The organism is Candidatus Poriferisodalis sp., assembly GCF_965219595.1.
Lineage (GTDB): Bacteria > Actinomycetota > Acidimicrobiia > Acidimicrobiales > Poriferisodalaceae > Poriferisodalis.
In genome coordinates, this window is record NZ_OZ244781.1 from 1,991,415 (window position 1) to 2,006,587 (window position 15,173).

The 15,173-nt window shown below is 68.3% G+C and carries 13 protein-coding genes; 7 read left to right on the forward strand and 6 right to left on the reverse strand.

Features of this window, described 5'->3' with window-relative positions:
- Positions 1 to 36 precede the first annotated feature (36 nt).
- A complete protein-coding gene (locus ACOQPE_RS08895) occupies positions 37 to 1,371 on the forward strand; it encodes an ammonium transporter (protein WP_420608568.1) in 1,335 nt (444 codons plus the stop codon).
- 14 nt (positions 1,372 to 1,385) lie between these two features.
- Here ACOQPE_RS08895 and ACOQPE_RS08900 read toward each other — a convergent pair whose 3' ends face one another.
- A complete protein-coding gene (locus tag ACOQPE_RS08900; protein WP_420608569.1) occupies positions 1,386 to 1,823 on the reverse strand; it encodes a phosphoribosyl-AMP cyclohydrolase in 438 nt (145 codons plus the stop codon).
- Positions 1,824 to 1,826: 3 nt separating this feature from the next.
- Positions 1,827 to 2,867, reverse strand: a complete 1,041-nt coding sequence (gene glpX / locus ACOQPE_RS08905; protein WP_420608570.1) for a class II fructose-bisphosphatase — start codon at positions 2,865 to 2,867, stop codon at positions 1,827 to 1,829.
- Between the two features lie 71 nt (positions 2,868 to 2,938).
- On the opposite strand from glpX, the gene lhgO reads away from it, so the two are divergent.
- Complete coding sequence (gene lhgO / locus ACOQPE_RS08910) at positions 2,939 to 4,150, forward strand: L-2-hydroxyglutarate oxidase (protein WP_420608571.1); 1,212 nt, start codon at positions 2,939 to 2,941, stop codon at positions 4,148 to 4,150.
- A 25-nt stretch (positions 4,151 to 4,175) separates the two neighbouring features.
- Here the strand turns inward: lhgO and ACOQPE_RS08915 are convergent, their stop codons facing one another.
- Together ACOQPE_RS08915 and ACOQPE_RS08920 are read right to left on the reverse strand one after the other, a co-directional pair.
- Positions 4,176 to 4,754, reverse strand: a complete 579-nt coding sequence (locus ACOQPE_RS08915) for an alpha/beta family hydrolase (protein WP_420608572.1) — start codon at positions 4,752 to 4,754, stop codon at positions 4,176 to 4,178.
- Positions 4,755 to 4,794: 40 nt separating this feature from the next.
- A complete protein-coding gene (locus ACOQPE_RS08920) occupies positions 4,795 to 6,381 on the reverse strand; it encodes an MFS transporter (protein ID WP_420608573.1) in 1,587 nt (528 codons plus the stop codon).
- A 95-nt stretch (positions 6,382 to 6,476) separates the two neighbouring features.
- On the opposite strand from ACOQPE_RS08920, the gene murA reads away from it, so the two are divergent.
- Together murA and meaB are read left to right on the forward strand one after the other, a co-directional pair.
- Positions 6,477 to 7,757 (forward strand): UDP-N-acetylglucosamine 1-carboxyvinyltransferase, encoded by a 1,281-nt coding sequence (gene murA / locus ACOQPE_RS08925; RefSeq protein WP_420608574.1) that lies wholly within the window; start codon positions 6,477 to 6,479, stop codon positions 7,755 to 7,757.
- A gap of 42 nt (positions 7,758 to 7,799) precedes the next feature.
- Positions 7,800 to 8,765: a methylmalonyl Co-A mutase-associated GTPase MeaB gene (gene meaB / locus ACOQPE_RS08930; RefSeq protein WP_420608575.1), complete on the forward strand. Its 966-nt coding sequence runs from the start codon at positions 7,800 to 7,802 to the stop codon at positions 8,763 to 8,765.
- Between the two features lie 73 nt (positions 8,766 to 8,838).
- Here the strand turns inward: meaB and ACOQPE_RS08935 are convergent, their stop codons facing one another.
- Positions 8,839 to 9,996, reverse strand: coding sequence for an SRPBCC family protein (locus ACOQPE_RS08935; RefSeq protein ID WP_420608576.1), 1,158 nt, complete (start codon positions 9,994 to 9,996; stop codon positions 8,839 to 8,841).
- A gap of 182 nt (positions 9,997 to 10,178) precedes the next feature.
- Here ACOQPE_RS08935 and ACOQPE_RS08940 point away from each other — a divergent pair, with 182 nt between their 5' ends.
- From ACOQPE_RS08940 to ACOQPE_RS08950, 3 genes are read left to right on the forward strand one after another with little or no spacing between them, the layout of a single operon-like run.
- Positions 10,179 to 11,324 (forward strand): cysteine desulfurase family protein, encoded by a 1,146-nt coding sequence (locus tag ACOQPE_RS08940; protein WP_420608577.1) that lies wholly within the window; start codon positions 10,179 to 10,181, stop codon positions 11,322 to 11,324.
- Positions 11,321 to 12,421 (forward strand): tRNA 2-thiouridine(34) synthase MnmA, encoded by a 1,101-nt coding sequence (gene mnmA, locus ACOQPE_RS08945; protein WP_420608578.1) that lies wholly within the window; start codon positions 11,321 to 11,323, stop codon positions 12,419 to 12,421. The genes ACOQPE_RS08940 and mnmA overlap by 4 nt, the downstream gene beginning before the upstream one ends.
- A complete protein-coding gene (locus ACOQPE_RS08950; protein ID WP_420608579.1) occupies positions 12,418 to 12,873 on the forward strand; it encodes a hypothetical protein in 456 nt (151 codons plus the stop codon). The genes mnmA and ACOQPE_RS08950 overlap by 4 nt, the downstream gene beginning before the upstream one ends.
- Here ACOQPE_RS08950 and ligA read toward each other — a convergent pair.
- Complete coding sequence (gene ligA, locus ACOQPE_RS08955; protein WP_420608580.1) at positions 12,870 to 15,167, reverse strand: NAD-dependent DNA ligase LigA; 2,298 nt, start codon at positions 15,165 to 15,167, stop codon at positions 12,870 to 12,872. The two genes, ACOQPE_RS08950 and ligA, sit on opposite strands and share 4 nt — an antisense overlap.
- Positions 15,168 to 15,173: the final 6 nt, after the last annotated feature.

The following is a 15,173-nucleotide window of genomic DNA, read 5'->3' on the forward strand; positions in this document are numbered from 1 at the left end:
GCTGATCGCGGCCTGGCCGTTTGGTCCAAGAATGTCGTGGCGTCGGAGTGGTGCCTGCAAACATATGAGAGTCCTGCGACAGCCCGGAAAGGACTTCTCATGATCGAGCCCACGGGTCAGTTCGTCCTCAACACCTTCATGTTCCTGGTGTGGGGCGCGCTGATCATGTGGATGGCCGCCGGCTTCACGATGCTCGAAGCCGGAGCCGTCCGCACCAAGAACGCGTCGATGATCTGCCTGAAGAACATCGGCATCTATTCGATCGCCGGCCTCGCGTTCTATTTCCTCGGCTACAACCTCATGTACGTCGACGTCGGCGACCTATGGGGCTCATTCACGTTCCTGTATGGGCCGAGCGGCGACGAACTGGCCTTGCTGGACGGCGACGCCGCTGCCGAGGCGGCAGTTGCCGCCAACGGTTATTCGGTCATGTCGGACTGGTTCTTCCAGATGGTGTTCGTGGCGACCGCGGCGTCGGTGGTCTCGGGAGCCATCGCCGAACGCATCAAGATGTGGTCGTTCTTCGCGTTCACGCTGATCCTGACTGCCATCATCTACCCGATCGTGGGGGCGTGGACCTGGGGCGGCGGCTGGCTGTCCCAGCAGGGTTTCCAGGACTTCGCGGGCTCGACGATCGTGCACAGCACCGGCGGCTGGGCAGCCCTGGCCGGCGTGCTGGTGGTAGGTCCGAGGCTCGGCAAATTCCGCAAGGACGGCTCGGTGCGACCCACACCGCCGTCGAACGTGCTCATCGTGACGCTGGGCGTCTTTATCCTGTGGCTGGGCTGGTTCGGCTTCAACGGCGGTTCGCAGCTCGCGCTCGGCAGCGTGGTCGACGCAGTGGCGATGAGCAACGTGCTCGTCAACACCAATCTGGCTGCAGCCGCAGGGGTGGTCGCCGCGCTGGCGGTGTCCCGCAGCTTGCTCGGGCGCATCGACCTGTTCGCCGGGCTCAATGGTGCCCTCGGCGGCCTGGTGTCCATCACCGCGGGGCCAGCTATCACCGAGCACTGGTGGGCGATCATCATCGGCGCCATCGGCGGCGTGATCTGCACAGCCGCCATCAAGGGTCTCGAGCTGATCAAGGTGGACGACGTGGTCGGCGCCATCCCGGCGCACCTCGTCTGCGGCATCTGGGGAACACTGGCAACAGCGATCGCGGCGGGTGCTCAGCTCCACATTCAGCTGCTCGGCATCGTCTCCGTCGGCGCCTTCGTGTTCATCTCATCGTTCATCGTCTGGAAGGTTCTGGACCTCGTGATAGGTCTGCGAGTCTCCAAGACGGTGGAGCAGCTTGGGCAGGATTCCGGCGAACTCGGCATCGAGGCATACCCCGAGTTCGTGCTGATGCCGGAGGACTTCGACGAATAGCCGCGCCCGCTCGTTCAGCCGTCCAGGTGGCGCAGCTCGGTGGGGCTGTCGACGGCGCGGTAGTAGCAGCCCGGCCGGGAGTTGCCGTTGGCGTCGCGGGTGTGGCACGCGCCGCCGCCGTCGCGCCGCACCCGGTACAGCAGCGAGTTCTGCTCGCAGTTCACACGCACGTCGACGAGTGACAGGGTGTCACCCGAGGTGGCGCCCTTGTGCCAGATCTCGTTGCGCGACGTGGAATAGAGCACAGCGCTGCGTCGCTCGAACGTGAGCCGCAGCGCCTCGTCGTTGGCGTAGCCGATGAACAGCACGTCGCCGCTGTCGGCGTCCTGCAGCACGACGGGCACGACCTGGTGGCCGTCACGGCCGATCTGGGCCACCTTGCCGAAGTCGATGTGGGCGTCTGTGCCTTCTTCGAGATCGTCGGGCGCGGGAATGTTCGCGGAGGCTGCCATGGCTCAGGTGAAGTCCACCGCGGCGTAGGCGCTGAGCTTGTCGATGTCGTGGGTGGCCTTGATGTGGCGCACGGTGCCGCTGCGGGAGCGCATCACGAGCGAGTCGGTGGTGGCGCGATGCGCGGTGAACTTCACGCCGTGCAGCAACTCGCCGTCGGTGATGCCGGTGGCAGCAAAGAAGACGTCGTCGGACTGGACGAGATCGTCGATGTGCAGCACCCGGTCGAGGTCGTAGCCGGCGGCGACCGCTGCCTGGCGCTCGTGGTCGTTGCGGGGCCACAGCCGGCCCTGCAGCTCGCCGCCGAGGCACTTCAGCGCCGCTGCGGAGATGATGCCTTCGGGCGTGCCACCGATGCCGAACAGCACGTCGGTCGAGTCGCTTGCGGCCGCGGAGATGGCACCGGCCACATCGCCGTCGGGAATGAGCCTGATGCGCGCGCCGGTCTCGCGGATCTCCCCGATCAGCTCGGAATGGCGATCGCGGTCGAGCACCACAGCGGTGAGGTCGCGCAGACCCTGCCCGGTGGCTTCCGCGATAGCCCGCAGGTTCTCTGCGGGCGACCGGTTCAGATCCACCACGCCCTTGGCGTCTGGACCCACTGCGATCTTCTCCATGTAGACGCACGGGCCGGGATCCAGCATGGTGCCGCGCGGCGAGACGGCGATCACCGCGATGGCATTGCCCCTGCCCAGCGAGGTCAGCGTGGTGCCGTCGATCGGGTCGACCGCAACATCGGTCAGAGCCCCGGTGCCGTCGCCGATCAGCTCACCGTTGAACAGCATCGGCGCTTCGTCCTTCTCGCCCTCGCCGATCACGACGATGCCGTCCATGGGCACGGTCGACAGCACCACCCGCATGGCGTCCACCGCGGCGCCGTCAGCGCCGTCTTTGTCGCCGCGGCCCATCCAGCGTGAGGCCGCCATTGCCGCTGCCTCGGTAGTGCGCACGAGTTCGAGTGCCAGGTTGCGATCGGGGGCCTGACGGCTGAGATCTGGACCGCCGGCGCGACCTCGATCGCTGCGGAACCTGCGATTGTCATTCATTGCCGCCGACCCTAGAGGATGAGTCGAGAGTTGAGCCTGCTGATTAGGCCTCTGGCGGTAGCTTCGCCCCGGTGACCAGCGCCTCGACCTCGCCGGCCCGCGCCGATCTCGTTGTCGTGGGGGCGGGCATCATCGGCTTGGCCACAGCGCACAGGTATCTGGCAGACCATCCGGGCCGGCGAATAGTGGTCTGTGAGGCCGAGGAGCGGCCGGCGCTGCACCAGACCGGCCATAACTCCGGCGTGCTGCACTCGGGCGTGTATTACCGGCCGGGGTCGGCCAAGGCCGAGCTGGCGGTTGCAGGGCGCAGCTCGATGGTCGAGTTCTGCCGGGAGCGGGGCATTGCGCACGAGGTGTGCGGCAAGGTCATCGTGGCGGTGGACAGCTCCGAGCGGGAGCGGCTGGCAGCGCTCGCTGAGCGTGCGGCCAGCAACGGCGTGGTCTCAGAGCTGATCGACGCCCGCCGCCTTGCTGAGCTTGAGCCCTATTGCGCCGGTGTGGAGGCACTGTTCATCCCGAGCACCGGAATCGTTGACTACACCGCTGTGTGCCACGCGCTCATCGAAGAGATCGCCGCTGCCGGCGGCGAGCTGCGGATGGGCACCGCTGTTGTCGGGCTCGCTCCTGCCGCAGACCGCGTCCGGATCGCCACCACCTCCGGGGACCTGGAAGCGACATGGCTCGTGAACTGCGCGGGGCTGCGGTGCGACCAGGTGGCGGAGCTTGCCGGTGCGGCGGATGGTTACCGGATCGTCCCGTTCCGCGGCGAGTACTACGAGTTGGTGCCCGAGCGCTCGCACCTCGTCAACAACCTGATCTACCCGGTGCCCGATCCCAGCTTCCCGTTCCTCGGGGTGCACCTGACCCGCATGATCGACGGCACGATCCACGCCGGCCCGAACGCGGTGCTTGCACTGGCCCGCGAGGGCTACGGCTGGCGCGACGTCAGCAGGGCGCAGCTGCGTGAGCACATCACCAATCGCGGCCTGTGGCGACTCGCCCGGCGCTACTGGCGCACCGGAGCCGGCGAAGTGTGGCGCTCGCTGAACAAGGCAGCGTTCACCCGGGCGCTGCAGCGGCTCGTGCCCGACATCGAATCGCGCGATCTCGTGCCGTCGCCCGCAGGTGTGCGTGCCCAAGCCATGGATCCCGCCGGCGAGCTCGAGGACGATTTCGCTATTACGGTCGCCAGCCGCAGTACCCACGTGCTGAACGCCCCGAGTCCTGCGGCCACCTCGAGCCTGGAGATCGCCAAGATGATCATCGATCGAATCGACGGCTGAATCGAATCGCGTCTCGCCGCTGCGCTCAAACTCCGAGCGTGTCGAGCCAGTTGCCGACGTATTCGACTACGGCTTGGCGCGCCGCGACCGAGTTGGGATCGTGCCGGGCGCCGTCGATGAACTTGAGTGTGACCGAGCCCCGGATCGCCCCGGCGTGCTCGCTCAGCTCGTCGGGAGTCGCAAAGGGGTCTCGCGTGCCCGAGACGAACAGGCAGGGCACGCCGATCCGGTTGAAGTGCTCGGTGCGGAGGCGCTCAGGCCGCTCGGGCGGATGCAGCGGGTAGCTGAGCAGCACGAGCCCCGCGGCCGGTGCGCCATCGGCGACTGCCATCGAGCAGACACGGCCGCCGAACGAGCGGCCGCCGATCACCACGCCGTCGGGCGACACGCCCAACTCGGCAGCAATCTGGGGCAGGTCGGCCACCATTTCGGAGGCGACGCTGGGGGCGCGCGGCGGTGCCCGTCGCCCGGCTCGCCGGTAAGCGAAATCGTGCCTGCGCACGGGCAGGCGGCCCGACAGCGCTTCGTCGATGTCGACGAGCGTGCGATGATCCGCGCCGCCACCGGCACCTGGCGTCAGCAGGAGTGCTTCGGCAACGCGCATTGCAACCTCATCATGTCCCGGCGCAGTCTCGCGACATCGTTCAGCAGCCGTGCGACCATGGACCCTCGGGATCTGCTGCGGCATCGGCGGGGTGCAGCTCTTCGAGTTCCTGCCCGCTGCGCTCGGTCAGCCACAGCACGGCGACGGCGGCTGCCACCAGCGGGCCCACCCACAGCAGCGCGATTACATCGCCGAAGCTGCCCCAGGCGGTGCGCAGCGCGCCCGCGACGAGCACGCCGATGGCAGCGCCGACGACGCCCATGGCACCGGTGATGGTTGCGGCGCGCGCTCGCAGGGCAGTGGGGAACAGCTCGCCGCGGTACACCCCGAGCGCAGGCAGCAGTCCCGCCGACAGCATTGCCCCGACGAGGCCCGCGAGCCACAGCGCGGCGCCGGACACGTTGAACAGTGCCACCAGCGAGCCGAGCCCGAGCACCGAGGCGACGGCGAGGATGATGCGGCGTCCGCGGGAGTCGGCGAGTCTGCCGGCCGCGTAGACGGCGAGGCCGGCGGGCGTCGCGGTGCCCAGCACGAACAGCGACACCGACGCCGCGCTGAAGCCGTGCTCGTCGCGCAGGTACTCATTGCGGAACCAGTCGATGGGACCCAGGAACAGGCCGAATGCCAGGTAGATGGCACCCAGCAGCGCAATCGGTCGCCAGTAGCCGCGCAGCATCACACCGCGGCCGCGCTGCTCGAACCGTCGACTCTCGGGCAGCCGCCGGAGCAGCGGCCGAGCGGCCGCCAGCGCGATGAGCGGGAATGCGAACAGCAGGCGCCAGGCCCACGGCGCGAGATCCGAGATCGGCTGCAGCCACACCACCACGCCCGCTCCGAGTGCAGCCGACATGGCCAGCACCGACAGGCACCACGCCCTGCAGCCGGCGGGCATCTCCTCCAGCGCCATTACGACGACGGTCGCGCCGAGCGCCGCGTTTGCCGTCCGCCCGATCAGCAGGAACGCGCCCAGCCACACCATGCTCGGCGCAAACGCTGCGAGCGCGGCGGCAGCGATGCCAACGCCCATGGCGCCTGCCACGACGCGCCGGCGGCCGTGCCGGTCGGCCAGCACAGACACGCCGATCGCCAGCAGTGTCCCGATGCGAACGACGGCACCCAGCACTCCCTGGGCGGCTTGATCCGCACCGAACTCGTCTGCGGCGTAGGTATGCAGTTCGGAGGGCGCGTTCGCGAGGTAGCCGCTCAGCATCGCCGCAGCAGCGAGCATGGCCATGACGGTTGCGGCGCGTGGGGTGAACCGCCGCGGAGGCGCCCAGACGGGCTGGCTGCCGTCGCCGCTGCGACCGGTGCGCATTGCGCGCCGCACCGCGATGTTGAACACCGGGCCGAACCACGGCACCGCCAGACGCCACTCGACCGTCTCGGTGACATGGTGGCGCGACGCGACGCTGCCTGTTGCGCTGTGTGGCTGGCCAGCCTCCTGCTCCGCAAGCGGCGAGATCTCGACCAGCCGCGAGTAGCTGGTGAACGGCCCCTCCGCCAGGCCGAAGCGGTGGTTGCCGTCGTGCGTGCTCACCGGCGTCTCGGCCACGATGTCGTTGCGGGGGCGCAGCAGGGCATTCACCTCGTCGGCATCGGCCACGAACGTGCGCACGAGGCGGGTCACGGCGGCGGGCCTAGCACACGCACCGGCCCTGCATCGGCATCGCCCGACAGCAGCGCGTTACCGCAAGCACCCTCAATGGTGGTATCGCTATGCCGGTGGACATTGCCGTAAGCGGCGAGCGCGACACGTTCGTGACGCGGCGTAGCGGCGCGCTCGACGGCGAAGTGCACATCGGCGGCGCCAAGAACAGCGTGCTCAAGCTGATGGCGGCCTGCCTGCTGGCGGAAGGGCGCCATGTGCTGGCCAACGTGCCGCACATCTCCGATGTGTCGCTCATGTGCGAGCTGCTCGAGGCCATGGGCGTGACCGTGACGCGTGCCGATCACCGGCTCGTCATCGACGTGCCCGCCGAGCTCAACACCGAGGCGCCCTACCACCTGGTCGAGCGCATCCGTGCGTCGATCGTGGTGCTCGGCCCGCTGCTGGGGCGCTTCGGAACCGCGCGGGTGGCACTGCCCGGCGGCGACGACTTCGGACCGCGGCCGATCGATATGCACCTGCGAGCACTCGAGAGCCTGGGTGCGACGTTCAGCACTGCTCACGGCGACATCTCGGGGACCGCAGAGGTGCTGAGGGGCAGCGAGGTGGTGCTCGAGTACCCCTCGGTCGGCGCGACCGAGAACGTGCTGATGGCCGCGGTGCGAGCCAAGGGTCGCACGCGCATCGTGAATCCGGCCAGGGAACCCGAGATCGGCGATCTCGTCGAGTTCCTCAACCAGATGGGTGCGCGGATCGGCTGGTCAGGGGATCGCCTGACGGTCGACGGCGTGGAGCGGTTGGCGCCTGCCCCCTCCGGCGACGGCTTTCGGGTGATTCCCGACCGCATCGAGGCGGCCACGTTCCTTGCGGCGGTCGGCATGTGCGGCGGGTCGGTGTTCCTGCGTTACGCGGTGGCCGAGCACATGACCATGCTCATTCGCAAGCTCACCGAGATGGGCATGCACATCGTCGTTGAGGATGCGGGACTGCGGGCAACCGTGACCCAGCCGCTGGCGTCAGCCGACATCTCCACCTTGCCGTTCCCGGGTCTCGCGACCGACTACAAACCGTTCCTCGTGTCGATGCTCACGACGGCTTCCGGCGTGGGAATCGTCACCGAGAACATCTTCACGGGCCGGTTCCGCTACATCGACGAGCTGCGGCGGATGGGCGCCGACATCCGCACCGAGGGGCACCACGCTGTTGTGCGCGGCGTGGAGCGCCTGTCGGGGGCGCCGGTGCGTGCTCACGACATCCGCGCCGGCGCAGCGCTGGTGGTGGCCGGCCTCTCCGCCGCGGGCGAGACGGAAGTCGCCGGCGCTGCCCATATCGACCGCGGCTACGAGGATTTGGCCGGCAAGCTCGCCGGTCTCGGTGCCAGCATCACGCGTCGCTGAAACGTGCCGCCCTCGGCGCGTGTCGCTACCGTCGGCGCGCCGATGACACCACCCGACGATCCGCGCACCGCCGATGTGGCGGAGCTCCTCGAAGCTGCGCGCAGCGGACAGCGCCGCGCCCTGGCACGGGTGATGTCGTTGGTCGAACGCGGCGGCTCGCAGGCGCGCGCGCTGGGCGCAGTCACGTTCGCCCAATCAGGGAGCGCGCACACGGTTGGCGTCACCGGTGCGCCCGGGGCCGGCAAGTCGACGCTCAACTCCGCCGTCGTCGGCGTGGCACGCGAGCGGGGCGAGCGGCTGGCGGTGCTGGCGATTGACCCGTCGTCGCCGTTCAGCGGCGGCGCAATCCTGGGCGACCGTGTGCGCATGTCCGACCACACCTTCGACGAGGACGTCTACATCCGCTCGATGGCAACTCGGGGCCACCTCGGCGGCCTGACATTGGCGACACCGCTGGCCGTACGGGTGCTCGACGCACTGGGTTGGCCCTGGGTGCTGATCGAGACGGTCGGCGTCGGCCAGATCGAGACGGAGATCGTCGGTGCGGCTGACACCACCGTGGTGGTGGTGAACCCCGGCTGGGGCGACTCGGTGCAGGCCAACAAAGCGGGCCTCATGGAGATCGCCGACATCTTCGTGGTGAACAAGGCCGACCGGCCCGGCACCTCGGAGACCTGCCGTGACATCCGCCAGATGCTGGATCTGTCTGCGCCGGGCGATTGGGACCCGCCGATCCTGACCTCAGTGGGCACCACCGGCGAAGGCGCAGCGGAGTTATGGGATGCCATCTGTGCGCACCGCGACCACTGCACAGTCTCGGGCGAGCTTGAGTCTCGCCGCGCGGCCAGGGTGCAGACCGAGCTTGATGAGGTCTTGCGGGCCACTATTGCCGAACGCGTAGCGGCCCTCACCGAGGGGCCTGCTGCGGAGCGCCTGCGCCAGCAGCTGGCCCGCCGAGAGCTCGATCCCTACGCAGCCGCCGAGATGCTCCTCGGCCAGGATCGCTGACACACACAGAGTCGACGGATTGCGGCAGGTGGTTTCCCGACTCCGGCAAGTCAGGACGACTCAGGCGATCTCGTCAGTCGAGTTCGCCGCGGGCGAGCGCGAAGACCGCCTCGCGCTCGTTGGGATGCAGGTTGCGGTCGAGGAGCCGCAGGTCGGCCGCCGCTCGTAGGTTCGAGAGGATCGCGTCGGTGCCGAACTCCTTGAGAAATGCGCGGGCGAAGCGGGTGCGAAAGGCGTTGATGACCGCTCGGGCGGCAGCGTGGTTGTCTGGCGCGGCGGTGCGCAGCCGCACGTAGGTGGAGGCGGCGTCGAATGCGGCGTCGCCCGCTGCGGCATTCGACCAGTCGATGACGACGGGGCCGTCGGGCGTGAGCTTGACGTTGTCGGGCTGAAGGTCTAGATGCACCACCGAGCTGCCACCCGAGACCTTGACCCAATTGCCGGGGGCGGGCACGTCGCCAAGCAACCGATGCAGCCGTGCTAAGCCCTTGACGTGGCGCGACAGCAGCCACGGCTTGGCCGCCAGCTCGTCGAGCATCGTCGGGCCCGTCAGACGTTCCATCACCACCGAATGGCTGTCGGGCTGCTCGATGACCTCCGGCGCGGGGAATCCGTGCGCCCGCACGTGACGCATTGCGGCCGCCTCATGGCTCAGATCGCCGCCGCGCAGGCTCATGCGAATGATGTGCGGGCCGTAAGCGCGCATCTCCGAGTCGCGGCCCATTCCCAGCAGCGGACCGGGCTCATGGCCGGTCGGACCCTGCTGACGTTCGAGCATCCGTGCCCGCAGGTTCCGCAGGTTCTTGCGCCAAACCCGTTCGAGCACCAGGGAGGCGGGTTGCTGGCCAGCCCGGGCGCCGAAGTACCACGGCAGCGTCAGATCTTCGCTCCAGGTGAAGCGGGTGCCGTCTTCAATGGGCTCGAGCGCGAAGCGGCCAGTGCCCGTCACGGCGCCTCGATGGGTGATGCCGAGCGTGTTCGGTGGGTCCCACTCGGTGACCTCGATCTTGTCCGTGGTTTTCATCGGGCCGACCTTGGTGACGCAGTCGAACGTCGTGCCGACGCCCTCGGTCTGGGCAGATGTGAAGGCGATCGACTGAGCGTCAGCCATCCACTCGACGTTGCTCGCGATATCGGCCACGTAGTCCCAGAGTTCCTGCGGCGGTGCCGGAATGTCGATGGAGACCTCGATGCCCATGCCCGTGATTGCCCTGTCGATGCCTGCCTGCACGCGAATCGCGTCCCGGATCGCTGGTGCACTGCGTCACGCCGACGTTCGTTTCCAGCGACCGGCAAGTGTGGCACCGCATACGGCCGTTGTCACACCGCACCCGGCGCAGCAGCGGATTCTGCCTTGTTGACTGCTTGAAGGGTCCGGCAGGAGGCTTCGGGCCGTGCTCGTAACCTCAGCGTGTGACCGCTGATCGGAATCGCCCTGCGTACCTCGACTGCGCTGCGTCGACGCCGATGCGTCCGTGCGCCATCGAGGCCATGACGCCCTACTTGGAGCAGCAGTTCGCCAATCCTTCGGGAGCGCACCGCATGGCCCGCAAGTCGCGCGCCGCCATTGACGACGCACGCGAGATCGTCGCCGAGGCGCTTGGCTTCGACCCGCACGGCATCGTGTTCACCAGCGGCGGGACTGAAGCAGACAATCTCGCGGTACACGGCGTCACCTCCGCAACGGGCACCGCGGCGCTGTGTCCCGCAACCGAACACCACGCGGTGCTGCACCCCGTCGAAGCGGTCGGCGGCCGGTACGTGCAGGTCGACGCCGGCGGCGAGGTCGACCTCGACCACCTTGCTGCACAGTTGGCGCCCGATGCGGGCCCACCGGTGGGGTTGGTGTCGGTGATGCTGGTCAACAACGAGTCGGGCGTCATCGCCGATCTTGAGGCCGTGGCAGATGTGGTCCGGCGCCATGCCCCCGAGGCGCTGCTGCACACCGACGCGGTGCAAGGGGTCAACTGGGTCGATACCGCTGCAGCGGCGCAGCCGGCAGATCTGCTGTCGCTCAGCGGCCACAAGTTCGGTGGGCCCAAGGGCGTGGGGGTTCTTGCCATCCGTCCCGGCGTGACGCTGTCAGCGCAGCAGCTCGGCGGCGGCCAGGAGGCTGATCGGCGCAGCGGCACGCACAACACAGCGGGCATCGCTGCGCTCGGTGCCGCGCTCGGCGAGTTGAACGAGACTCGCAGCGAGGACATCTGCCGGATCAGGGAATTGGCGGACCGGTTGGCCGACGGCCTGCTGGTGGCTATTGACGGGTGCACCGAGACGGTTGCGCGGCCTCGGCGAGCCGCGGGCATCTGCCAGCTGCTCATCGACGGCATCGAGACCGAGGCGCTGCTGGTGCTGCTGGACCGGTTCGATGTGATGGCATCCGCGGCGGCCTCGTGTGCGTCGGGTGCCATGGAGCCGAGCCATGTGCTCGCAGCGATGGGGGTTGAGCGTCACGCCGCAGCCGGTTCGCTCCGCCTCTCGCTTGGCTGGTGTACCGAACCTTGGGAGATCGAGCGAGCCATCGACGCCATCCCCAACTGCGTGGAGCAGCTGCGATGACTCCCGAGCGGCATGACGCCACGGAAACCAGCCCCGAGCGGCATGGTGCCGTTGCAGGGAGCAGGGTGCTCGTCGCGATGTCGGGCGGTGTCGACAGCTCGGTCGCTGCGGCGTTGTGCTTGCGCGCTGGGCACGACGTGGTCGGCGTCACCCTGAAGCTGTGGGGCGGCCCGCAGGATCAGGGCTGCTGCGCGGTCTCCGACGTGGACGATGCCCGACGGGTGTGCCAGCAGCTCGGCATCGACCATTTCGTCTTCAACTATGCGGCCGAGTTCGAGCGCGATGTGGTCGAGCCGTACGTCGACGCACACCGGCGGGGCCGTACGCCCAACCCGTGCATTGCCTGCAACCGGCACGTCAAGTTCGACGTGCTGCTGGACCGTGCCCGCCGCCTGGGCTTCGATCGCCTGGTCACTGGTCATCACGTTCGCATCAGCTCACTGAGCGGCAGGCGACGGCTGCAGCGTGGCGCCGACAGCGCGAAAGACCAGTCGTACGTGCTGTACATGCTGTCCGAAGCCGACTTGGCGGACCTGTGGTTCCCGGTCGGCGACTACCGCAAGCACGAGCTGAGAACGCTCGCAGCCGAGCTCGGGCTGCGAACTGCTCACAAGCCCGAGAGCCAGGATGTCTGCTTCATCACCGAGGCTGCCGGCAGGGAGCGCTTCCTGGTCGAACGCATCGACCTGCATCCGGCGGAGCTGGTCGATGCGGCGGGTCAACGCGTTGGCACCGCTCCTGCGGTGGAGCTCGTGACTGTCGGCCAGCGCAAGGGTCTGGACCTTGGCGGCGCACCGCAGCGGCGCTATGCGGTCGACGTGGACATCGCCGCTCGCCGTGTCACGGTGGGCGGGGCCTCCGAGCTGGCGGCACCAGGCGTCCGGCTGGTTGATCATCGCTGGGCCGTCGACCCCGTCGAGGGCGAGGTTCTGGCCCAGACGAGCGCCCACGGTCCGGCGTTGCCGGCGCACGTCGATGCCGAGGGCCAGTTGCGGTGGGCGGAGCCTCAGCGCCGCGTCGCGGCCGGCCAGGCGGTCGTGTTCTACAAGGGCGACGAGGTGCTCGGCGGCGCGACCGCCGCCGGACATCTCACATGAGCCGCGACGGGTCCGCCGACGGCCAGCCGAGCGTGCCTTGGGCACTGCGCAAGGGTGTCTCCACAGCCATCACGCTCGGTGCGCTCATTGCTGCTGCGGCCGTTGTTCTGGCGGTGTGGCTGACCCGCGGGGGCGAGCCCGCACCGGCCTACCCGAGCGGCTTGCAGGCAGTCACGCCGGTGCCCGGCGCCCAGGTGCCGCACCAGAGTCCCATCGGCGCTCGGCTCGAGCCCGGCTGGAAGCTGACGCTGGTCATCAATGGCACCACCGTTCCTGCCAGCGAGCTCGACGCAGGCACGATCCAGCTCGGCGAGTACTTCTTTTCGCCCGGGGACGGCAAGGTCATCGAGAAGCTGCGCACCGGGCGGTCGTGCGCCCGCCTGATCGCAACCCCCACCATCGATGTCGAAGCAGCCGACTTCACCTACGAATGGTGCTTCACCACCTTCTAAGGCTCAGAAGCGTCGACCGTTCCCGCGGAGAGCAGGGTTCGCAGACCGTCCTCGTCGAGCACCGGCACACCTAGCTCGGCGGCCTTGTCCAGCTTGGCTTGCCCGGCGCGTTCGCCGGCGACCAGCGCGTACGTACTCTTGTTCACCGACGAGGTGGACTTGCCGCCGCGCTGCACAATGGCCCGTTTCGCGTCGTCGCGCGCGATGAACCAGCCGTCGAGGTTGCCGCTGACCACCACTGAGCGTCCGGTCAGCACTTGGGGTGTGTCAGCGCTGTCGTCACGACCCTCGACGACATCGAAGCGCACACCCATGCGCCGCAGCTTCTCCACGAGTGCCCGGTTGTCGTCGTCGGCGAAGAAGCCCGTGACGCTGGAAGCGATGATCGGGCCGATGCCGTCGATCTCTGCGAGGTCCTCGTCGGTGGCCTTCATGATGGAGTCGAGAGAGCCGAACCGCATGGCGAGCAGCTCCGAGGCCGTCGGACCCAGGTGCTCGATACCCAGACCGATGAGCAACCGGGCCAAGGGCGACTGCCGTGCTTCGCTGATCTCTGCCACCAGGCTCATAGCGGACTTCTCTGCAAATCCTTCGAGCCCGACAAGGGCGTCTGCGGTCAGGCCGAAGAGATCTGCCGCATCGGCAACCAGCTGCTGCTCGTAGAGCAGGACCACGGTCCGCTCGCCGAGACCTTCGATGTCGAGCGCGCCCCGGCCCACGAAGTGCCCGATGCCCTGGATGATCCGCTCGCGGCATGAGCGATTCACGCAATAGGTGTTGGCGTCGCCCTCCTCGCGCACGAGACGGTGGCCGCAGACCGGACAGACGGTGGGAAACGTCCACTCGGGCAGCCCGTCTGGACGCTCGGCGAGCACGGGGCCGACCACCTCGGGAATGACGTCGCCGGCCTTGCGCACGATCACGGTGTCGCCCGGGCGCACATCCTTGGCGGCGACCTGATCCTGGTTGTGCAGCGTGGCCAGCGACACTGTCGATCCGCCCACGAAGACGGGTTCCATATAGGCGAACGGCGTGGCACGACCGGTGCGCCCGATCGAGACCATGATGTCTCGCAGCTTGGTCGTGCGTTCCTCTGGGGGGAACTTGTAGGCCACCGCCCATCGCGGCGCACGGCTGGTGTAGCCGAGCTGAGATCGGAGTTCGAGGTCGGCCACCTTCACCACGACCCCGTCGATCTCGTAGGCGGGCTTGTGGCGGTCGCGTTCCCAGCGCGTGCAAAATTCCTCGACCTCGGCGAGCGTGCCGAAGGTCCGTATTTCGGGGTTGACCGGCATGCCGAGCTTGCCCAAGTACGCGAAAACCTCGCTGGCCTCACTGAGCTCGGGCCCGCCGGCCAGCCCGCCGACGTCGTAACTCCAGAACGACAGTCCACGCGTCGCGACGATCGAGGGATCTTTCTGGCGCAGGCTGCCCGCAGCCGTGTTCCGGGCATTGGCGTAATCGGGATGGCGGCGCTGCACATCGACGGGCGTGAGCTTGGCCAGAGATTCGAGTTTGCGACGCTCGCTGGCCGGTATGTCGTCGGAGGCCTCGGCGATCCGTTGCCTGGCGTTGTCCGCGGCCGCGGCGAGGGCTAGGCGAGCCGCGGCCTGCGACTCGTTCAACTCGCGGAACCTGTCCAGCGGCAGGAAGATCTCGCCGCGCACTTCGATGGCCTCGGGCACCGGCAATGCCGTGCCCAGTTCGCGTGGGATGTCCGCGATGGTCACGACGTTCGCGGTGACGTCTTCGCCGACGCGCCCGTTTCCGCGAGTCGCCGCCTGAACGAGGCGTCCCCGCTCGTATCGGAGCGACACTGCCAGCCCGTCGAACTTGAGCTCGCAGATGAGCTCCGGTTCGGGCAGGCTCACCTCGCTGCCGTTGTCGGCGCCGCCGTCACCGTCGGATTCGTCGGGGTCCGCGTCGTCGAACAGCGTCGGCTGCGTCGCGGCAAGGCCGCGCATGACGCGGCCGTGCCACGCTCGCAGCTCGTCGAAGCTCATGGCGTTGTCGAGCGACATCATCGGCCTGGCATGGACGACTTCGCTGAAGAGCGCTGACAGCTCGGCGCCGACGCGCTGGCTGGGCGAATTCAGATCCGCGAAGTCGGGATAGCGCGCTTCGAGTTCGATGAGTTCGCGCTTGCGGGCGTCGTACTCCCCGTCGGGCACCGACGGCGAATCGTCCCGGTGGTATTCCACGTCGTAGCGATTGATCAGGCTCGTCAAGTGCCGCATGCGCTCGAGATCGCGCTGCTGGCGTTCGCTTGTCGAATCGTTGCTGTCGGCGGGCATCGCACT